This is a genomic window from Oerskovia sp. USHLN155 (assembly GCF_037145535.1).
Taxonomy (GTDB): domain Bacteria; phylum Actinomycetota; class Actinomycetes; order Actinomycetales; family Cellulomonadaceae; genus Oerskovia; species Oerskovia rustica.
Map to the genome: position 1 here is coordinate 1 of NZ_JBBCXG010000003.1, position 18,656 is coordinate 18,656.

The 18,656-nt window shown below is 72.7% G+C and carries 18 protein-coding genes and 1 tRNA gene; 9 read left to right on the forward strand and 10 right to left on the reverse strand.

The genetic code is table 11. From position 1 onward, the window contains the following. The first annotated feature begins 207 nt into the window (after positions 1 to 207). The 5 genes from WFH32_RS04865 to WFH32_RS04885 all read left to right on the forward strand — a co-directional run bounded on the left by WFH32_RS04865 (position 208) and on the right by WFH32_RS04885 (position 4,868). Entirely contained in the window at positions 208 to 540 is a 333-nt protein-coding gene (locus WFH32_RS04865) for a PadR family transcriptional regulator (protein ID WP_138823190.1), read from the forward strand. Continuing rightward, the gene (locus WFH32_RS04870; protein ID WP_336706376.1) at positions 540 to 1,946 is read left to right on the forward strand and encodes a hypothetical protein; all 1,407 of its coding nucleotides are present in this window, start codon (positions 540 to 542) and stop codon (positions 1,944 to 1,946) included. The genes WFH32_RS04865 and WFH32_RS04870 overlap by 1 nt, the downstream gene beginning before the upstream one ends. A gap of 175 nt (positions 1,947 to 2,121) precedes the next feature. Further along, positions 2,122 to 3,681, forward strand: a complete 1,560-nt coding sequence (locus WFH32_RS04875; RefSeq protein WP_336706377.1) for an NAD(P)/FAD-dependent oxidoreductase — start codon at positions 2,122 to 2,124, stop codon at positions 3,679 to 3,681. A gap of 162 nt (positions 3,682 to 3,843) precedes the next feature. Then, positions 3,844 to 4,701 carry an oxygenase MpaB family protein gene (locus tag WFH32_RS04880; protein WP_336706378.1) on the forward strand — a complete coding sequence of 286 codons (858 nt, stop codon included), beginning with the start codon at positions 3,844 to 3,846 and terminating at the stop codon, positions 4,699 to 4,701. A gap of 93 nt (positions 4,702 to 4,794) precedes the next feature. After that, positions 4,795 to 4,868 (forward strand) — tRNA-Leu (locus tag WFH32_RS04885). A gap of 16 nt (positions 4,869 to 4,884) precedes the next feature. Here WFH32_RS04885 and WFH32_RS04890 read toward each other — a convergent pair. Then, positions 4,885 to 5,280, reverse strand: a complete 396-nt coding sequence (locus WFH32_RS04890; protein ID WP_336706379.1) for a VOC family protein — start codon at positions 5,278 to 5,280, stop codon at positions 4,885 to 4,887. A 155-nt stretch (positions 5,281 to 5,435) separates the two neighbouring features. Between WFH32_RS04890 and WFH32_RS04895 the strand changes: the two genes are divergently transcribed. Together WFH32_RS04895 and WFH32_RS04900 are read left to right on the forward strand one after the other, a co-directional pair. Then, positions 5,436 to 5,873, forward strand: a complete 438-nt coding sequence (locus WFH32_RS04895; protein ID WP_336706380.1) for a helix-turn-helix domain-containing protein — start codon at positions 5,436 to 5,438, stop codon at positions 5,871 to 5,873. Positions 5,874 to 5,979: 106 nt separating this feature from the next. Then, on the forward strand, positions 5,980 to 6,744 hold the full coding sequence (locus tag WFH32_RS04900) for a DUF6882 domain-containing protein (protein ID WP_191795131.1): 765 nt from the start codon (positions 5,980 to 5,982) through the stop codon (positions 6,742 to 6,744). Positions 6,745 to 6,810: 66 nt separating this feature from the next. Here WFH32_RS04900 and WFH32_RS04905 read toward each other — a convergent pair whose 3' ends face one another. From WFH32_RS04905 to WFH32_RS04925, 5 genes are all read right to left on the reverse strand, one after another. Then, complete coding sequence (locus WFH32_RS04905) at positions 6,811 to 7,416, reverse strand: ATP-dependent Clp protease proteolytic subunit (protein ID WP_191790971.1); 606 nt, start codon at positions 7,414 to 7,416, stop codon at positions 6,811 to 6,813. After that, a complete protein-coding gene (locus WFH32_RS04910) occupies positions 7,416 to 8,051 on the reverse strand; it encodes a ClpP family protease (protein WP_191794254.1) in 636 nt (211 codons plus the stop codon). Before WFH32_RS04910 ends, WFH32_RS04905 begins: the two co-directional genes overlap by 1 nt. A 134-nt stretch (positions 8,052 to 8,185) precedes the next feature. Continuing rightward, positions 8,186 to 8,413 (reverse strand): hypothetical protein, encoded by a 228-nt coding sequence (locus WFH32_RS04915; RefSeq protein ID WP_191794253.1) that lies wholly within the window; start codon positions 8,411 to 8,413, stop codon positions 8,186 to 8,188. Beyond that, the gene (locus WFH32_RS04920; protein WP_191794252.1) at positions 8,410 to 9,033 is read right to left on the reverse strand and encodes an ArsR/SmtB family transcription factor; all 624 of its coding nucleotides are present in this window, start codon (positions 9,031 to 9,033) and stop codon (positions 8,410 to 8,412) included. Before WFH32_RS04920 ends, WFH32_RS04915 begins: the two co-directional genes overlap by 4 nt. An 87-nt stretch (positions 9,034 to 9,120) precedes the next feature. Then, positions 9,121 to 9,675, reverse strand: coding sequence for a MarR family winged helix-turn-helix transcriptional regulator (locus tag WFH32_RS04925; RefSeq protein ID WP_191794251.1), 555 nt, complete (start codon positions 9,673 to 9,675; stop codon positions 9,121 to 9,123). Between the two features lie 138 nt (positions 9,676 to 9,813). On the opposite strand from WFH32_RS04925, the gene WFH32_RS04930 reads away from it, so the two are divergent. After that, positions 9,814 to 11,049, forward strand: a complete 1,236-nt coding sequence (locus tag WFH32_RS04930) for an MFS transporter (protein WP_191794250.1) — start codon at positions 9,814 to 9,816, stop codon at positions 11,047 to 11,049. A gap of 64 nt (positions 11,050 to 11,113) precedes the next feature. Here WFH32_RS04930 and WFH32_RS04935 read toward each other — a convergent pair whose 3' ends face one another. Then, positions 11,114 to 11,632, reverse strand: coding sequence for a MarR family winged helix-turn-helix transcriptional regulator (locus WFH32_RS04935; protein WP_191794249.1), 519 nt, complete (start codon positions 11,630 to 11,632; stop codon positions 11,114 to 11,116). A gap of 157 nt (positions 11,633 to 11,789) precedes the next feature. Between WFH32_RS04935 and WFH32_RS04940 the strand changes: the two genes are divergently transcribed. Continuing rightward, positions 11,790 to 14,984 (forward strand): efflux RND transporter permease subunit, encoded by a 3,195-nt coding sequence (locus tag WFH32_RS04940; RefSeq protein ID WP_191794248.1) that lies wholly within the window; start codon positions 11,790 to 11,792, stop codon positions 14,982 to 14,984. Positions 14,985 to 15,042: 58 nt separating this feature from the next. Here the strand turns inward: WFH32_RS04940 and WFH32_RS04945 are convergent, their stop codons facing one another. The 3 genes from WFH32_RS04945 to WFH32_RS04955 all read right to left on the reverse strand — a co-directional run bounded on the left by WFH32_RS04945 (position 15,043) and on the right by WFH32_RS04955 (position 18,530). Next, positions 15,043 to 16,320, reverse strand: coding sequence for an alpha/beta hydrolase family protein (locus tag WFH32_RS04945; protein WP_336706381.1), 1,278 nt, complete (start codon positions 16,318 to 16,320; stop codon positions 15,043 to 15,045). Positions 16,321 to 16,422: 102 nt separating this feature from the next. Further along, positions 16,423 to 17,067, reverse strand: a complete 645-nt coding sequence (locus tag WFH32_RS04950; RefSeq protein WP_191794282.1) for a response regulator — start codon at positions 17,065 to 17,067, stop codon at positions 16,423 to 16,425. A 113-nt stretch (positions 17,068 to 17,180) separates the two neighbouring features. Continuing rightward, complete coding sequence (locus WFH32_RS04955; protein ID WP_336706382.1) at positions 17,181 to 18,530, reverse strand: sensor histidine kinase; 1,350 nt, start codon at positions 18,528 to 18,530, stop codon at positions 17,181 to 17,183. Positions 18,531 to 18,656 lie beyond the last annotated feature (126 nt).

An 18,656-nucleotide genomic window follows, 5' to 3' on the forward strand; every position in this document is an offset into this window, starting at 1 on the left:
CCCGCGCCCCCCCGCCGCGGCCCCCCCCCCCTCGTCCCCCCCCCCCCCCCCCCCCCCCCCCCCCGGGGCCCCCCCCCCACTTCTGGGCGGACGCGCTCGGCCGATGCGGCTCGGCAGAGGTATGACACGCGGTAACTCACTCTGGCCGGTAGTGCGGGTTGCGTAGTAGTGTCTGGCGCACAGGAGCAGGGCGAGCAGGGAGTCAGGGTGGACACCACACAGCTGTTGAAGGGCGTCCTCGACGCGGCGGTCCTCGCCGTCGTCGCGGACGAGGACGGGTACGGCTACGACGTCGTGCGACGCCTGCGGGCCGCAGGCCTCCAGGAGGTCGGCGACGCGTCGGTCTACGGCACGCTGCGCCGCCTGTACGCGGGCGGGATGCTCACGAGCTACGTCGTCCCCTCGGACGAGGGCCCGCACCGCAAGTACTACGGCATCAACGCTCAGGGCCGGGCCATGCTCGACACCCAGCGCAAGGAGTGGCAGGAGTTCTCCGGCACGCTGACCGGCCTCCTCATGACCTCGGAAGGAGCTGCGTGATGTCCACGACCCTGAGCCCCGAGGCCGTGATCCTCGACCAGGTCCGCCGCTACGCCGCGGACGTCCGCGCACACCTCGCCGACCTCTCGCCCGAGCAGGTCGACGACCTCACCGACGGCCTCGAGGCGGACCTCGCGGAGGCGCTCGCCGACATGCCGGGCACGCTGCGCCCCCTCCCGCAGGGAAGCGAGGTGCCCGACGGCGGTGCGACCGCCCTCCTCGACGTCGCCGCGCGCTTCGGTCCGGCCGGCGAGTACGCCGCCGAGCTCCGGTCGGCCGCGGGCCTGGACCCCGCAGCACCGGGGCCGCTCCCGCGGCGCAGCCTGGGGGACCGCCTGGCCGCGGACGGCAGGAGGTTCGTGTCGGAGTGGAGGTCCCTGTGGGCCCCCGTGACGTCCTCCCCGCAGTGGGCCGCGTTCCTCGAGTTCGCCGCGGTGCTGCAGCCGGTGTGGTGGGTGCTGCGGGCATGGGTCGTGGTGCTCGTCCTGTACGGCTGGTTCAACATGCCCCAGAACTTCGAGCTCGTGCCCCGGGCCCCGTTCTGGCGGTTCCTGCTGCTGGCCGCGATCGTCGTGAGCGTGCAGTGGGGTCGTGGCCGGTGGCTGCGCCGGCGCGGTCTTGGCACCCTGCGCACGGTCGTCGACGTCGTCGCGGTCCTCGTGACCGTGCCGTTCTTCGTGAGCGCAGCCTTCGGCACCAACGCGGAGCTCAACGGTCTCTCCACGAGTTCGTCGGGGTCGTACGAGCAGGGGTACCAGCAGGGCGTCAGCGATGCCTCGAACGGCTACGGCGCGAGCGGCGTGAGCGCGGGCGGGTCCGGGAGCGGTGTGTTCGTCGACGGCTCGCCGGTCAGCAACCTGTTCGTGTACGACGCGAGCGGCCGTGCCCTCCAGGACGTCCAGATCTTCGACGACCAGGGGCGCCCCGTCCGGACCATCACGGCCGAGGGCGCCACGCAGCCCTGGACGCTGCCGGACGTCGAGCAGGGGTGGTACTTCCAGCCGTCGTTCTCGACCGACGGTCGCGAGCGCTGGAACGTCTACCCGTTGCGCGGTCTGCCCGAGGACGCGGTCGAGTGGGACGGCTCCGAGCGTCCCGTCCCGCTCGAGGGCGAGCAGCCGCGGTCCATGCCGTCGCCCTTCCTCCAGGCGCAGCCGCTCCTGGTGCCCTCGACGACCGGCGGCACGCCGGCTCCCGCGCCCGACGCGGCACCGGACGCAGGAACGGCCCCGGCCGGCCCCGGGGCGCCGGCCACCCCGCAGGCTCCGACGAGCGACGAGCCACCCGCGGACCAGGCGGTCGACGGCACGACCGCACCCTCCGCGCGCGTCCCGGGGACGCCCTCCCCGGCCACCGCGACGCCGGTGCTCGAGGCCTCGACGGGAGCTGCGCCGTCGGGCGGCTGACCGTTTCTCCCAGAACCGAGGGGGGCCAGGCGCCCCGGCCCCCCTCGGGTCCAGCACCTCCCAAACCGCAGGAACACCCCAAAAAGGCGACCCACGGGGCGCTTGTGAAGGTTGTCACGCCCACCAATCGGACAGATTTTCACCAAGAAGTTGAAGACAGTAATACTCTGGTTTCATGCCTCTGAATGACCAGACCTCGGTCGCCCCTGCCCAGAACGCGGACAGCGCTGCGTCGCCGCGTCCCCGCAAGGTCCCCCGCATCATCGTCCTGGGTGGCGGCTCTGTCGGTCTCTACTCGGCTCGCCGCCTCCGCAAGAAGCTCGGCAAGCGCGAAGCGGCCATCGTGGTCGTCGACCCGCGCCCGTACATGACGTACGCGCCCTTCCTGCCGGAAGCCGCCGCGGGCTCGATCGACGCACGCGACGTCGTCGCCCCTCACCGTCGCGCCCTCAAGGGCGTCGACGTGCTGCAGGGCAAGGTCGTGGAGATCAACCACGCCGGCCGCAGCATCACGATCCGCCCCGAGGAGGGTGACGACTACTCGGTCTCCTACGACCACCTGATCGTCGGCCTCGGCTCGGTCTCGCGCACGCTGCCCATCCCGGGCCTGGCGGAGAACGCGATCGGCTTCAAGAACGTCGAAGAGGCCATCGCGGTCCGCAACCACGTCATCAACCGGATGGACGTCGCGTCGTCCACCTGGGACCAGGACCTGCGCAAGCGCATGCTCACGTTCGCGTTCATCGGCGGCGGCTTCGCCGGCATGGAGGCGATCGCCGAGATCGAGGACATGGCGCGCTACGCGGCCCGCAACTACCCGACGATCGAGCCCGAGGACCTGCGCTTCGTGATGATCGAGGGCTCCGGGCGCATCCTGCCCGAGGTCTCCGAGCCCATGGGCCAGTACGCGCTCGAGGAGCTCAAGAAGCGCGGCATCGAGTTCCACCTCAACACGTTCCTGTCGTCGTGCGTCGACGGCCACGTCGTGACCTCGACGGGCGTCGAGTTCGACACCGACACCATCGTGTGGACCGCGGGCGTCAAGGCGAACCCGGTCCTCAAGGAGAGCTCGGACCTGCCCGTCGACAAGCTCGGCCGCGTCATCGTGCTCCCGACGCTCCAGGTCGCGGACGAGGACGGCAACGTCGTCCCCGACGCCTGGGCCGCGGGCGACTGCGCCGCCGTCCCGGACCTGCTGAACCCCGGCAAGTTCTGCCCGCCGAACGCGCAGCACGCGATCCGTGAGGCCACGCGCCTCGCCGACAACCTGGTCGCGATCCTGCACAGCGACGAGCCCGTCGAGTACAAGCACAAGAGCGTCGGTACGGTCGCCTCGCTCGGCCTGTACAAGGGTGTCGCGGAGCTGTTCGGCATCTTCAAGCTCAAGGGCTTCCTCGCCTGGGCCATGCACCGCAGCTACCACGTGATGGCGATGCCTACGGGCAACCGCAAGATCCGCATCGCGATCGGCTGGATGGGCCAGTTCCTGATGGGCCGCGAGATCATCTCGCTCGGTTCGCTGCACGACCCGCGCGCGGAGTTCCGCCAGGCGTCCGTGCCGCCGGCCGCAGCGGGCGAGAAGGTCAAGCAGGAGGCCGTGTCCTCGGCCGCCGAGGCCGAGCACGGTGGTGCCGAGGCCGGTGCCGACAAGGCTGCTCCGGCTGAGGCCGCGGGCGCCGACGCGAACCACGGTCCTGCCAAGAAGACGACCAAGAAGGCCGCGACCAAGGCCTGAGCCTGATCGCAGCTCTGTGCACGCCGTGAGGGCGGTCCCAGACGGGGCCGCCCTCACGGCGTTCTGCTGTTCGCGGCGGGGCCGACGTGGCGTGACCCGCGAGAGGGCACCCCGTGACGACCACCCGTTTCACGTGAATCCTCCGCGGCGCACAATGGACGGATGAGCACTCGCGTGGTCGACGACCTGCGGTCCCGGGCGGGCCGAGCCCTGTTCGAGCGCGTCGCGGGCCCCGACGGCCCCGCCGAGCGGTCCCGCATCCACGACACCCCGGGTCCGCGCTGGTTCGCGCCCGACTCCGCGATCGCGCGCGTGCACGGCGACGCGTCGATGTTCGTCGGCGGCCTGCGCGCCCTGCTGCTCCAGTCGTTGCACCCGCTCGCGATGGCTGCGGTCGCGGCCCACTCGGGGTACCGCGGCGACCCGTGGGGGCGCCTGGCCCGCACGAGCACGTTCCTCGCGGTCACCACCTTCGGCACGGTCGAGCACGCGCAGCAGGCGATCGACGTCGTCCGTTCGGTGCACGTCCGCGTGCGCGGCACGGCCTCCGACGGGCGCCCGTACGCGGCCGACGACCCCTGGCTGCTGCGCTGGGTACACGTCGCCGAGGCCGACAGCTTCCTCGCCGCGCACCAGCGCTACGGCGAGCGACCGCTCGACGCCGCGGGCTGCGACGAGTACCTGGCCCAGGCCGCGACGATCGCGGACCGGCTCGGGGCGGTGGACCCGCCGCGGTCGCGTGCCGAGCTGGCGAGGGCTTTCGAGGAGTTCCGCCCGCAGCTCGCGAGGACCACCGAGTCCGACGACGTCGCTCGCTTCCTGCTGTCCGAGCCGCCTCTCCCGTTCCTGGCCCGGGGTCCCTACGCGGCGTTGGGGGCGGCGTCGGTCGCGTCGCTGCCGCCGTGGTCGCGGCGCATGATCCCGGTGCAGTGGCCGATGCGGGGCGAGTCGGTGCTGGTGCGGGCCGGCGGTCGGACGGTCACGAAGGCGATCCGCTGGGCGCTGGCGGGGTCGCGGTAGGGGCCCGGGGCACTACCCAGAGCGTCGAAGACAGGGACCGGCATCCTGGTCCCGCCTGTCGGCCCGACCTCGGCCGGGATATCCTCACCCCCGGCCCCCATAGCCCAATCGGCAGAGGCATCCGACTTAAAATCGGCGCAGTCTGGGTTCGAGTCCCAGTGGGGGCACCGCGACGTGGGGGCCCTACGACAACCCCGTCGGCCCGTCCGGCTCCGGGTCCTCGGCTGCTTCCTGCCCGAGCGACACCTGGTTCCCGTCGGGGTCGAGCACGCGGGCGACGCGCTCGCCCCACGGCTGGTCGGCGGGCGGCGACACCACGACGACCCCGGCTGCGGCCAGGTGGGAGACGGCCTGGTCGCAGTCGTCGACCGTGACCCACAGGTGCGCGTGCCCGACGTCGGGGCTCTCGCGGTCGACCCCGATCCCGAGCGACGCGTCGCCCACGGCGACCGAGACGTAGACGGGTGGGCCGTCGTCGGGGAACTGGTACGTCACGGTGCCGCGCAGGAGGTCGCGGTAGAAGACGAGCGACCGGTCGAGGTCGGTCGTGGTGAGGATGGGGAAGAGCGTGCGGAACATCGGTGGGCCGCCTCTCGCGAAGGTCTCCTCGGAGCCGTTCCCACGTTACGCCAGCAGCAGACGAGCCTCTTCCGCTGGCGTCCGTGGGCGCGGGCGGCGCTAGTTTGAGGGGACGGCGCACCCGCGCCCCACGACCCGCGACGAGGGAGCACGCGATGGCAGCCGCAGGCCAGGTGGTGCTCTTCGAGCGCCGGACCGCCGAGCCGTTGCTGCGCCACGTCGTCGGCGGGATCCTGCGTGCCGAACGCACCGTGCAGGCGCGCACGCTCCTCGACGTCGCCCTCGCGGCGCAGGTCTCGACGGCGTACCTCTCGGAGGTCGAGCGCGGTCGCAAGGAGGCGTCGTCCGAGGTCCTGGCCGCGATCTGCCGCGCTCTCGGCCTGCGCGTGGTCGATCTGCTGGCGCGCAGCCAGGACGAGTTCGACGCGGAGGCGAGCCGCCGGGCGGGTGCCGAGCGCCGCAGCCTCTCCTCGCAGCCGCGGGCGGTGCGCGAGCTGCATGCGCTCGCGGCGTCGCCGCGCCGGTCCGCTCCACCGGCCCGCTCCGTGACCAGCGGTACGCCCACGACGACGGTCCTGCTGCTCGCTGCCTGAGCGGCCGGTCGGCCCTGGGTTCCGCCCAGGGTGAATCCCTGCGCTCACGGCGGCGATCTGTCCGTTTCGCCGCGCGCCGCGCGCCCGTCGGTGGTGTGCTGTCAGGATGTCGCAGACGAACCCGGCGCCCACCCTCCAGGACCTCGTCGACCGCGCCGTGATCCTGTCCGCCGAGCACCAGGCGCACTTCGCCGACCTGGGCGGCGAGTCGGCGTGGGACGCGGACCTCGAGGCGGGCACGCTGACGTTCCACAGCGAGATCCCGCTCGTGTGCGGGGCGCACTTCCTGGGGACGGCAGCACCCGCGACGCAGAGCTGGCTGTGGGGCTGGCACAACGTGAACCACTTCCCGGAGGGCGTCGTCGCGGCGGCCGAGCACGTCCACCAGCGGGGGGTGACGGGCGGCATCTTCGAGCTGAGCACGCCGGAGATCCTCCTGACGGACGCCGTCCCGTACCGGCTCGCGCTCGCGGCCAAGGCCGTGACGGGGCACTTCACGCACTTCGCGGGTCCGACGGGCGGTGGCACGTGCGCGTGGTTCCTCGTGACGCACCCACGGTTCGAGCTGCCGCCCGCGACGGTCGCGCGGGTCGCGCGCGTGGTCCCGGAGGGGATCGGCAGCACGGCCGTGGCCGACCACCGCCGGGCCGTGCGGGCCTACGCGGTCCTGCGCGGGCTCGACATCCGGTGGCAGGACGAGCAGACCGCGCTCGTGGGCGCGAGCGACGGCGAGGTGACCGTGTCGTTCGACGAGCGCGGTCGCCTGAGGGACCTGTCGGTGTCGCTCGCGGCCGCGCCGGAGCCGGTCCCTGCGCCGCCGCCCGCGCCTGAGCAGCCCGAGCGCCGCGGCTGGTTCGGCCGCAAGAAGTAGGGCGCACCCGGGTACGGGAGGTGAGCGGCGCCGTCGGGCAGGAGAAGGCCCGACGGCGCCGCTCGCCTATGCGGCCACGGCCAGCTTGCGGGAGGTCACGACCGCGTCGGCGAGCCCGTACTCCACGGCCTGGTGCGCGGTGAAGATGCGGTCGCGGTCGGTGTCGGCGCGCAGCCGCTCGACGGTCTGGCCCGTGTGCCGGGCGAGGACGAGCTCGGTCTCCTCGCGCAGGCGCAGGATCTCCTGGGCCTGGAGCGTCAGGTCGGAGATGGTGCCCTCGGCGCCGCCCGACGGTTGGTGCAGCAGGACGCGCGAGTGCTCGAGCACGAAGCGCTTGCCGGGCGTGCCCGCGGCGAGCAGCACCGCGGCGGCCGACGCGGCCTGCCCCATGCAGATCGTCGAGACGTCGCAGCGGATGAACTGGAGCGTGTCGTAGATGGCCATGAGCGCGGTGATCGAGCCGCCGGGGGAGTTGATGTAGAGGCCGATCTCCTGGTCGGGGGCGTCCGACTCGAGGTGCAGGAGCTGGGCCATGACGACGTTCGCGACGCCGTCGTCGATCTCGGTGCCGAGGAAGACGATGCGCTCCGAGAGGAGGCGGCTGAAGACGTCGAACGCGCGCTCGCCGAGCGGGGTGCGTTCGACGACGGTGGGGATCGTGTAGCTGGACATCAGAGTCCGACCTTCCGGGAGCGGGCGGTGGGGCGGACGTCGTCGACCGACGTGACGATGTGGTCGACCATGCCGTAGGCGAGGGCCTGGGAGGCCGTGAACCAGCGGTCGCGGTCGCTGTCCGCGGTCACGGTCTCGGTGGTCTGGCCCGTGTGCTCGGCCGTGAGCCGGTGCATGAGTCCCTTGGTGTACTCGAGGTTCTCGGCCTGGATCGCGATGTCGACCGCGGTGCCACCGATCCCCGCCGACGGCTGGTGCATCATGATGCGCGCGTGGGGGAGCGAGTACCGCTTGCCGGCGGTGCCCGTGCAGAGCAGGAACTGCCCCATGCTCGCGGCGAAGCCCATCGCGAGCGTGCTGACGTCGTTGGGGACGAGGCGGATCGTGTCGTAGATCGCGAGGCCCGCGCTCACCGAGCCGCCGGGGGAGTTGATGTAGAGCGCGATGTCGGCGCGCGGGTCCTCCGCCGAGAGCAGGAGGAGCTGCGCGCACACGCGGTTCGCGACGGCGTCGTCGACGGCCGTGCCGAGGACGACGATGCGCTGGTGCAGCAGGCGGGACGCGAGCTGGTCGTCGAACGGGGAGGTGGGCGGCGGGGCCGCCTCGGACCGCAGGAGCGGTGGCTGGTTCGTCATCTCTCGACCCTGCCTCCGGGGAGGGGGCCGGGGCACCGGTATCTGCCCGGGGCGGATCTGCCGAGGGCAGACGGCTCCGCCGTGGTCGGGCGCGGCGACCGTGGTCGGGCGAGGCGACGGACCGCGGAAGCCGGTCAGGCGATCGGGCGGCCAGAGTGCAGGCGGGCGGCGAGGCGGGCGCGGTCCTCGGCGGCGGCGTCGAGCCCGGCGTGACGGGCGGTCCGCAGCGTGTGCGCGGCGGCCCGGCGCTCACCCCATGTCGTGAGCCGGGCGCCGGCGGCGACGAGGAACCGGTCGCTCGGCCGCAGGGCGCGCAGCGACGGTGAACGGAGGTCTGGACGGGTCGGGGCGTAGGTGCTCATGAGGGGTTCTCCTTGCCGTTGATCAGGGGGAACGCGTTGAAGTGGACCTGGACGGGGCGGGCCCCCGGGGTGTCCTGCTGGCCGGCGAACCGGTCGAGGACTGTCTCGCTGAAGCGCTGCCACTCGGCCTGCACCTCCGCGAGCTGTTCCTTGGTGAGCCACATGTTGATCGTGGCGAGCGTCGCGCCGGACTCGAGCCAGGCGTGGTCGAGGGAGCGGGCGCCGTCGAGGAAGTCCATGATCTTGCGCTGGCGCATGGCCTCGAACTCGCGGTTGACGGTGACCGTCGCGGTGAGGGTGCCGTCCCCGGCCTCCTCGTCGGGCAGCTCGATCGTGAACCCGCCAGGAGTCCTCTCCCACCAGCGCTCGCGCGCTGTGCCGCGGCCCGGGACCTCCTGGACGAACCCGTGGCGCTCGAGCTGGCGCAGGTGGTAGCTCGTGGCGCCGCTCGTCTCGCCGAGCAGCTCGGCGAGACCGCTCGCGGTCAGGGCGCTGTGGTGCCCCAGCAGATCGAGGATCTGGATCCGCAGCGGGTGCGAGAGCGCCTTGAGGGCCGCGGGTCCGACAGCCCGCTGGGTGCGGGGGTCGGGTGCCTGCTCGGGGTCGTGGTTCGTGGGCATGCCACCACCGTAGTGATGCAAAGGTCTCTTTGCAAGAGTTTCTTTGCAACGAGTTCTTTGGAAGTGGTGCCCGGTCTGGGGAGCGCCTCAGTCCGCCGCGCCGCGCCCCCTGCGCTTGTACGTGTCCAGGTCGTCGTTCAGTCGTTCGAGCAGCTCGCCCAGGAGCGCCCTGTCGAGGCGTGACCAGTCGGCCAGGACCTCGGCGTAGAGCTCGCTGCGCATCTCGCGATGGCGGGCGAGGTCCTCGAGCCCCTGCGGCGTGGCCTCGACCAGGACGGCGCGCCCGTCGGCGGGGTCCCGTGTGCGGCGCGCGTGCCCGGCCTTCTCCAGGGCGACGACCTGCCGGGTCACGGTCGAGGCGTCGAGACCCAGGTGGTCGGCCAGGGTGTTGACGTTCTCGGCGCCGTTGACGAGGAGGTCGTGGAGCAGGAGGTACGCCGAGCGGTCGAGCGTGCCGCTCGGGGGCCCGCCTGCACGGGCGGCCTTGGCTCGCCCGGCGGCCGTGGTGCGCTCGGCCCGGCGCAGGAGCTGGGCGAGCTCGAGCTCGATGGTCGACAGGACTTCTCGCGTGGCGGGGTCGGGCCCGTCGTCAGGGCCGTCCGTCGGTCGGTTCGCAGAACTGTTACCCCGAGCAACTGTCATAGGTGTATTCTACAGAGAGTTATCTGCATGATGCAGGTAAATCTCGAACCGGCCCGCAGGGCCCGGCGTCTCGCCGGCTGCGGCCCGTGCGCCAGCACCCATCAGCACCCATGACTACCTACGAGACCCGGGGGACGTGTGTCCAGAACCACCAGGAACGAGCCCAACAAGACCGCGATCTACGCGACCGCCCTCACCGCCTTCTTCGCCATCGCCGGCATCGCCGTGGTCGACCCGATCCTGCCGATCATCGGCCAGGAGATCGGCGCGAGCACCTGGCAGATCGAGCTCCTGTTCACGGCGTACATCGCGGTCATGGCGATCGGCATGATCCCGGCCGTCCTCGCGACGGGGAGGTTCGGCTACAAGAAGGTCCTCGGCGCGGGCGTGAGCCTCGTCGCGGTCGCGGCGATCCTCGCGGCGCTCTCGCAGAACATCGGGCAGCTCGCAGCGCTGCGCGGCCTGTGGGGGCTGGGCAACGCGATGTTCTTCGCCACCGCGATGGTCCTGCTCGTCTCGCTCGCCAACGACCGTGAGTGGGTCGTGGGACTGTTCGAGACGTGCGTGGGCCTGGGCTTCGCGGTCGGTCCGCTCATCGGAGGCCTGCTGGGGCAGTTCTCGTGGCGCATCCCGTTCCTCGCGTGCGGCCTGTTCATGATCGTGGCGCTCGCGCTGTCGATCACGCGCCTCAAGGACCCGGCCGAGAAGCCCGTGCCGCTCCGCGTGGGCCAGGTCTTCGCGCTCTTCCGCAAGCCGGGCTTCCGGGCGCTGTGCATCGTGACCGCGGCGTACAACTTCGTGTTCTTCATCATCCTCGGCTACACCCCGGTGTTCCTGGGGCTCGACGTCATCCCGCTCGGACTCGTCTTCACGGCCTGGGGCATCGGTCTCGCGTTCGGCATCCTGGTCGTGGGGCACAGGCTCGCGCACACGGTCGGTGCGGTCCAGACCATGGGGATCGCGGTCGTCGGGGTGCTCCTCGCCACGGTCGCGCTCGCGCTCGACCTCGGCACGGCCGGCTCGATCGTCGTCCTGGTCGTCGCGGGCGTGTTCATGGGGATCGCCAACGCGAACCTCACGGACCTCTCGCTCGCGCTCGGCAGCCCGGACCGCCGCGTGACGACGGGCGCCTTCAACCTGGTCCGGTGGGGCTTCGCGGCCCCGGCCCCCGTGATCGCGGGCCTGCTCCACCCGGTCGGCCTCACGGTCCCGTACTGGGTCGGTGCCGGAGTGCTGCTCGTCGGGGTGGTCGCGTTCCTCGCGACGGCGCACGGGATGGCGGGCGAGCTGGGGGAGTCGGTCCTGTGGTCGCGCTGGAACCGTCGGGCCCGGGCGGTCGAGGGGACGCCCGAGGAGGCGTTGGGCGAGGTCTGAGCGGGCGGTGAGCGGCGTCGTCGGGCAGGTGTGCGCAGGCCCGACGACGCCGCTCGCACCCCGCCTACGCCTCGCCCGAGGTCGCCGCGGCGGGGCCGCCCTCGGTGCTTGTGCTGCCCTCGATCTCGTCGCCGCTCTCGCGCACGACGCGCAGCAGCCCCGCGAGCCCGAGCCGGAGCCCTTCGAGCTCGTCGAGCGTGAGGCGTTCGAGCGTCTCGGGTCCGGCCGGTGCGTCGCTCGCGACGATGCTGCGCACGGCCTCCGCCCCGCGCTCGGTCGCGGCGACGAGCCGGACCCGACCGTCCTCGGGGTCGGGGCGCCGGGAGGCCATGCCCGCGGCCTCCAGTCGGTCGACGATCCCGGAGATCGTGGCGGGGCTGACGCCCAGGACGTCGCCCAGGTGGGCCGTGCTGCGTTCGCCGTCGATGAGCAGGATCCCCAGGGCGCGCATCTGCTGAGCGGTCAGGCGGGTGCGCATGAGCGGTTCGAGGCGCCGTGCGAGCACGAGCTCCTGGAGGGCGTGCTGCGCGTCGATCAGCTCGCGCTGGAGCCGGGCGCGATCGCCAGGGGGGTCCGATGTCACGGCGAGACTCTATCGGAGGGGTCCTCGGAGGCGGTCGACGGGCTGGGGGAGGCCAGACCGGTCCGCGAGACGTGGGAACTCTCCCGTTTTGCTTAGCGTTAGGCTAACGACTCTGCGACGACGACGTCGTGACCATCCACCGTGCCCTGGAGGCCCCGTGTTCCGTCTCGCCCGAACGTCGTTGGCGAACCGCGCCGTCGTCGCGCTCGCCACGATCGCGATAGCCGTGTTCGGCATCGTCAGCATGGGATCGCTCAAGCAGGAGCTCATCCCGAGCCTGCAGATCCCCACCGCTGCCGTCGTCGCCGTGTACCCCGGATCCGCCCCCGCGATCGTCGAGCAGCAGGTCACCGCACCGCTCGAGACCGCCGCGCGCGGGGTCGACGGCGTCGAGGACGTCACGTCGAGCTCGTCGACCGGCATGTCCGTGACGACCGTCCAGTTCACGTACGGCACCGACATGGACCTCGCCGCGCAGCAGCTCCAGACCGCGGTCACGCGTGTGAGCAGCCAGCTGCCCGCCGACGTCGACCCGACCGTCGTGACCGGTTCGGTCGACGACCTCCCCGTCGTCCAGCTCGCGGTCTCGGGCGGCGCCGACGAGACCGCGCTCGCGGACACCGTCAACAGCGTCGTCGTGCCCGCCCTCGAAGAGGTCACCGACGTGCGCAGCGTCGCGGTCAGCGGCATCGCCGACCAGCAGGTCACGATCGACCTCGACGTCGCGGCCCTCGCCGCGGCAGGGCTCAGCCCGGCCCAGGTCACCACGATCCTCCAGGACAACGGCGTCGTGATCCCCGCCGGCACGGTCGCCGCGGGCGACCGCACGCTGTCCGTCCAGGTCGGCACGGCCGTCACGAGCACCGACGACCTGATCAACCTCCCGCTCGTCGCGGCGCCGTCCGCTGGCGCGCCCGGTGCGGCACCCGTGACCCTCGGCGACGTCGCCACGGTCACCGTGGCCCCGCAGCCCGCGACCTCCTACTCGCGCCTCGACGGCGAGCCCGCGCTCGCGGTCGCGATCACCAAGACCCCGGCGGGCAACACGGTCGAGGTCTCGCACGCCGTCCAGAACGCGATCGAGGACATGAACGGCGCTCTCGAGGCCAAGGACGTGCGCGTCGAGGTCGTGTTCGACCAGGCGCCGTTCATCGAGGAGTCCATCGAGGGCCTCGCGACCGAGGGTCTGCTCGGCCTGGTCTTCGCGGTCGTCGTGATCCTGCTGTTCCTCACGTCGCTGCGCTCGACGCTCGTCTCCGCCGTCTCGATCCCGCTCTCGCTGTTCGTGACGTTCATCGTCATGAACGCGACCGGCTACACCCTGAACATCCTCACGCTCGGTGCCATGACCGTCGCGATCGGGCGCGTGGTCGACGACTCGATCGTCGTCATCGAGAACATCAAGCGGCACCTGTCCTACGGCGAGCAGAAGACCGCCGCGATCCTCAAGGCGGTCAAGGAGGTCGGCGGCGCGATCACGGCCTCGACGGTCTGCACCGTCGCGGTCTTCCTGCCCATCGCGCTGGTGGGCGGCATGGTCGGCGAGCTGTTCCGCCCGTTCGCCATGACCGTCGCGATCGCCATGGCCGCGTCGCTGTTCGTCGCCCTGACGATCGTGCCCGTGCTGGCCTACTGGTTCATCAAGGCGCCCGTCGTCCCGGCCGACCCCGAGCAGGCCAAGGTCCTCGCGGACCAGGCGCGCGAGGTCGCCGAGGCGAAGGAGCGTCGCGGGCTGTGGCAGCGGGGCTACCTGCCGACGCTGCGCGCCGCGCTGCGCCACCCCGCGATCACCCTCACCATCGCGGTCGCGGTCCTCGCTGGCACCGTCGCGCTCGTGCCGCGCCTCGAGACCAACTTCCTGGGCGACTCGGGCCAGGACACCCTGACGGTCACCGAGACCTTCGCCCCCGGCACGTCGCTCGCGACGCAGGACACCGCGGCCCGCGAGGTCGAGGAGACGCTCCTCGACCTCGACGTGGTCGACACGGTCCAGACGACCGTGGGCTCGGCGGGCGGTCCCGAGGCCGCGTTCTTCGGTGGCGGCGGCTCGCCCCAGGCCACCTTCTCGCTCACGCTCGACGCGGACGCCGACGGCGTGGCGGCGCAGCAGCAGGTCCGGGACGCGGTCGCGGACCTCGGCGGCGAGGACTCCGAGGGCATCACGGTCGCCGGGGCCGACGCCGCGTTCGGCAGCTCGACGGTCGACCTGGTCGTCCGCGCGCCCGACACCGAGACGCTCGCCGCCGCGGCCGACCAGGTCCAGCAGATCGCCGAGGACACCGAGGGTGCGTCCGAGGTCACCAACAACCTCGCGAGCGCCCAGTCCACGATCCAGGTGACGGTCGACCGGGACGCGGCAGCCGCCGTCGGGCTCACCGAGACCCAGGTCGCGGGCACCGTCGCGAGCCTCATGTCGCCCTCGCCCGTGGGCACCGTGAACCTCGGCGACGGGCCCGTGCAGGTGCGCGTCGCCGTCGGGCAGGCCCCGACCACGGTCGACGAGCTCCAGGCGCTCGTCGTGCCCACGGCCGCGGGCGTCGTCCCGCTCACGCAGATCGCGAGCATCGAGGAGGTCGACGTACCCACCTCGATCTCGCGGGTCAACGGCGAGCGCAGCGCGACCATCGCGGTGACGCCCGCGGGCCAGGACCTCGGCACGCTCACGACCGCGCTCACGGCCGCGATCGACGACCTCGAGCTGCCGGGCGGCGCGACCGTCGAGCTCGGCGGCGTCGCGACCCAGCAGGCCGACGCGTTCGCCGACCTGGGCCTCGCGCTCCTGGTCGCGATCGCGATCGTCTACCTCGTCATGGTCGCGACGTTCCGCAGCCTGCTGCAGCCGTTCATCCTGCTCGTGTCGATCCCGTTCGCCGCGACGGGCGCGCTGCTCCTGCTGCTCGCGACCGGCACACCGCTCGGGGTGCCCGCCCTGATCGGCATGCTCATGCTCGTCGGGATCGTGGTGTCGAACGCGATCGTCCTGATCGACCTCATCAACCAGTACCGCGCGCAGGGTCGCGGGCTGGACGAGGCCGTGACGGAGGGCTCGCGCAAGCGACTGCGGCCCATCGTCATGACGGCCGCGGCGACGATCTTCGCGCTCACGCCCATGGCGATCGGGATCACGGGCGGCGGCTCGTTCATCTCGCAGCCGCTCGCGCTCGTCGTCATCGGCGGCCTCCTGTCCTCGACACTGCTCACGCTCGTCGTCGTACCCGTGCTCTACACGCTCGCCGAGCGTGCGGGGGAGAAGCGGGCGGCCCGGCGCGAGGCGAAGCACGAGGCGAAGGCGGCCGAGCTCGTGGGCCGGCACGCTGCGGAGGAGCCGGCGGAGCCTGCCGCGCGCGGCTGACCCGACCCGCTCCGGGACGTGAGAGGCCCGCCCGTTCGTCGAACGGGCGGGCCTCTCGTCAGTCGTCCTCCCCGACGAGCCGGGGCGCGAGCGTCTCGTCGAGCCAGTCGAACACGCGCTGCTCGGTCAGGGCTCGCCCGAGGGGCTGGCAGTGGAGGTTCGCGCCCTCGGCGGCGGTGAACCGCACCAGGCTCGACACGTCGGGCGTGAGCCGGACGAGCTCCTCGGACTGGCCGGGCCAGAACTGCTCGCCCTCGGGCGAGGTGACGAGCAGGGGAGTGGTGACCTGTGCGACGACGTCCCGTGCGTCGTACCTCTGGACCTCGCGGAGCGTCGCGGCGTAGCCCTCGACGCCGTACGGGCGGGCGCGGAAGCGCCACGTGGCCGCGGTGGCCTTCGACAGACGCAGGCCCAGGTCCATGTCGCGGTCGAACGCGTGGTCCTTGCCCTCCTGCAGCAGCTTGAGCAGGCTCTTGGGCATGGAACTGGTCCACGAGGCCGAGACGTCGACGACTCCCGGGTCGACGACCGCCGCGGCCGGTCGGTGCTCGAACGCGAGCGCGCGAGGCACCCAGTACCCGGCCTGGCTCGACCCGTAGACCGCGACCCGTCCCTCGTCGACGTCGGGGCGGCCCACGAGCGCGTCGAGCACAGGGGTCAGGACGGCCTCGAAGTCGGGCCGGAAGGGTACGCCGTGCTCGAACAGCATCGACTGCTGCCCAGGGCCGTCGAACACGAACGCGTGGTATCCCCGGCGCAGCGCGCCCGCGACGCACGCGGTCCACATCGACGTCAGCGAGCCGTCCGACCCGTTGACGGCGACGAGCGTCGACCTCGGCCGGACCTGTCCCGGGTCCGCCGCGATCGCCGCGGTCGACGCGGCGTCGGACGCGCTGAAGAAGTACCCCGGCAGCGTCGTCCCCTCGTACGGGACCGCGAGGCGCTCGACGACGAGCCCGCTCGTGTCGACCCACCGGTCCCACGCGGCGCGGTGCTTGCGGAACGTGGGCAGGAGGTCGTCGTCGACCTCGAGCGCCGCGACCGCGTTGACCGCGGCCGCGTAGTACGCGGACGCCCGCAGGTACGCGGCCGCGGCGCTCGTCCCGTGCCCGGCCGCGGCGGCGTCGTCGGCGACCTGCGCGACGCGGTCGCCGAGCGTGTGCCACGCGTCGAACCAGCCCTGGTGGTCCCTGTCGCGCACGTGCGCGACGGCAGCGAGGACCTCGCCCACGTCCGCCGTGCCGCTGTACGCGCCACCCAGGACGCTGCGGATCTCGAAGTCGCGCCCGTGGTCGCCGGAGAAGCCGGCGGAGAACGGGTCGTGGTGGTCGGGCATGATGGCTGCCTCCCGCGTCGTGGACGACGGAGCCGAAACGCTCCCCTCCACGACCATGCCCGCGCGGGGCGGCCCGCACCACTCGAGGCCCGACGACGCCGCTCAGCTCGGGCGCGCGACGCCCGTCTCGTAGGCCAGCACCACGGCCTGGACCCGGTCGCGGAGGCCGAGCTTGCCGAGCACGCGCCCGACGTGCGTCTTGACCGTGGCCTCGGAGACCACGAACCGTCCCGCGATCTCGGCGTTGGACAGCCCCTCGCCGAGCGCCGCGAAGACCTCGAGCTCACGGGCCGTGAGCTCGCGCAGCCGTGGGTCGTCGACCCCGTGGCCGGGCGCCGCCGCCCCCTGCGACTGCGGGTCCTCCGGCAGGTAGCCCGCGAACATCTCGAGCATGCGGCGCGTGACGCGCGGGGAGACGGCCGCGTCGCCGCTCGCGACGTTGCGGATCGCGCCGACCAGGTCGGCCGGGCGGGCGTCCTTGAGCAGGAAACCGCTCGCGCCCACGCGCAGCGCAGCGAACGCGTACTCGTCGAGGTCGAACGTCGTGAGGATGATGACCCGGCTGGCGGGCAGCGCGGACACGATCCGTTCGGTCGCGTCGATCCCGTTGACGCCCGGCATGCGCACGTCCATGAGGATCACGTCGGGGCGCAGTGCCGTGGCCTGCGCGAACGCGGTCTCACCGTCGCTCGCCTCGCCCACGACCTCGATGTCGTCCTCGGCCGCGAGGATCATGCGGAAACCCATGCGCAGCAGGGACTGGTCGTCGACGAGCAGCACACGGATCGGGTGGGCGGGGCCGTGGGGCACGGCCTCGTGACCGGCCACACCGCCCGCCGTCTCGTCCGGGAAGGGGAGGGTCACAGCGCGACCCCGGCTCCGCCGTCGGGCCTGGGCTGCGTGGCGCCGTCGAGGCGCATCCGCGCCACGACCTCCCAGCCCGAGCTCGTGGGCCCGGCCGTGACCGTGCCCCCGTAGACGGCCGCACGTTCGCGCATCCCGATGATCCCTCTTCCTGTGCCGATGGGCTGGTCGCCCGTGATGCCCGGAGGCAGCGGGCGGGCGTCCGCCCCGTCGCGGGCCGTGCCGCCCGGGGCCCGACCCGCCTTGTTCGTGACCGTGATCTCGAGCCAGTCTCCACCGTCGGGCGTGCCCGCGTCACGCCGGGCGATCTCGACCACGACCACGGGGGTCAGCGGCGCGTACCGCAGGACGTTCGTCAGGGACTCCTGCACGATCCGGTGCGCCGCCTGACGCAGGCCCGGGTCCGGGTCGGGCTGGACGCCCACGCGCACCAGACGCACGGGCAGGCCCGCGTGCCGGAACCGCTCGGCGATGTCCTCCATGCTCGGCACGTCCGCGGTCGGGGTCAGCGGGGCGACCGTGCCGTCGGGGTCGCGCAGGACCCCCAGGACGCGGCGCATGTCGGCGAGGGCCGCGCGCCCCGTCTCGGTGAGCTCGTCGAGCGCCTGCCCCGCGAGCTCGGGGTCCTTCGCGCCCAGCGCCTTGGCGCCGTCCGCGAGCGCGACCATGACGGTCAGGGAGTGCGCGACGACGTCGTGCATCTCGCGCGAGATGCGCGCGCGCTCGGCCGCGGCCGCGAGCTGTGCCTGCTGGTCGCGGTCGCGCGCGATCGCGTTCGCGCGGCCCACGAGGTCGGCGACGTGCAGGCGTCGACCGCGCACGCTGGACCCGATCGCGATGCCCAGCAGGGCGAAGGTGATCGTGATCGCGATCGTGGCGACGCGCTGCCCCGTGAGCTCGCCGCTGCCGACCTCGGCACGCACCATCGCGCCCGTCTCGCTCACCGTGAAGTCGTACCAGAGCATCTCCGCGGTGCACACCGTCAGGACCAGGACACCCAGCACGCTCCATGCCACGGCCGGCCGGTAGGTCGTCGCGACGGCGTAGACGGCGAACGCGGTGGCCAGCTCGAAGCCCGCGGAGTCGCCCGTCAGTGCGAGCGTCAGGATCGCGAGGGCACCGATGGCCGCGGCGGTCCACAGCGGGTAGCGGCGGCGCCACAGCAGTGCCGCGCCGCCCGCGAGGGTCGCGACCGCGACGCCGTAGCGCGGCTCCGGGTACAGCAGCGCCACCAGCAGGCCGGGTACGGCGAACCAGGCCGCGACGAACCAGTCCATGACGACCGGGTGGCGCACGAAGTACCGGCGTACCGGCCCGAGCTTGCGCGCGTCGAGCTCGGTGAACACCGCGGCGCTGCCGGGCCGAGGTTTGAGGGTGACCCGGGGCGCTGTGGCCGCCCCCGTGGTGCCGCCGGCGCCACCCGGGGCGACGCCCCCCTCAGGACGCACAGCGCCCGACGCCGGACCACGGGT

Bases quoted from the DNA above. Each gene is read 5' to 3' on its own strand.
- WFH32_RS04870 (WP_336706376.1), top strand. From the start codon at position 540: ATGTCCACGACCCTGAGCCCCGAGGCCGTGATCCTCGACCAGGTCCGC.
- WFH32_RS04875 (WP_336706377.1), top strand. From the start codon at position 2,122: ATGCCTCTGAATGACCAGACCTCGGTCGCCCCTGCCCAGAACGCGGAC.
- WFH32_RS04880 (WP_336706378.1), top strand. From the start codon at position 3,844: ATGAGCACTCGCGTGGTCGACGACCTGCGGTCCCGGGCGGGCCGAGCC.
- WFH32_RS04890 (WP_336706379.1), bottom strand. From the start codon at position 5,280: ATGTTCCGCACGCTCTTCCCCATCCTCACCACGACCGACCTCGACCGG.
- WFH32_RS04895 (WP_336706380.1), top strand. From the start codon at position 5,436: ATGGCAGCCGCAGGCCAGGTGGTGCTCTTCGAGCGCCGGACCGCCGAG.
- WFH32_RS04900 (WP_191795131.1), top strand. From the start codon at position 5,980: ATGTCGCAGACGAACCCGGCGCCCACCCTCCAGGACCTCGTCGACCGC.
- WFH32_RS04905 (WP_191790971.1), bottom strand. From the start codon at position 7,416: ATGTCCAGCTACACGATCCCCACCGTCGTCGAACGCACCCCGCTCGGC.
- WFH32_RS04910 (WP_191794254.1), bottom strand. From the start codon at position 8,051: ATGACGAACCAGCCACCGCTCCTGCGGTCCGAGGCGGCCCCGCCGCCC.
- WFH32_RS04915 (WP_191794253.1), bottom strand. From the start codon at position 8,413: ATGAGCACCTACGCCCCGACCCGTCCAGACCTCCGTTCACCGTCGCTG.
- WFH32_RS04920 (WP_191794252.1), bottom strand. From the start codon at position 9,033: ATGCCCACGAACCACGACCCCGAGCAGGCACCCGACCCCCGCACCCAG.
- WFH32_RS04925 (WP_191794251.1), bottom strand. From the start codon at position 9,675: ATGACAGTTGCTCGGGGTAACAGTTCTGCGAACCGACCGACGGACGGC.
- WFH32_RS04945 (WP_336706381.1), bottom strand. From the start codon at position 16,320: ATGCCCGACCACCACGACCCGTTCTCCGCCGGCTTCTCCGGCGACCAC.
- WFH32_RS04950 (WP_191794282.1), bottom strand. From the start codon at position 17,067: ATGGGTTTCCGCATGATCCTCGCGGCCGAGGACGACATCGAGGTCGTG.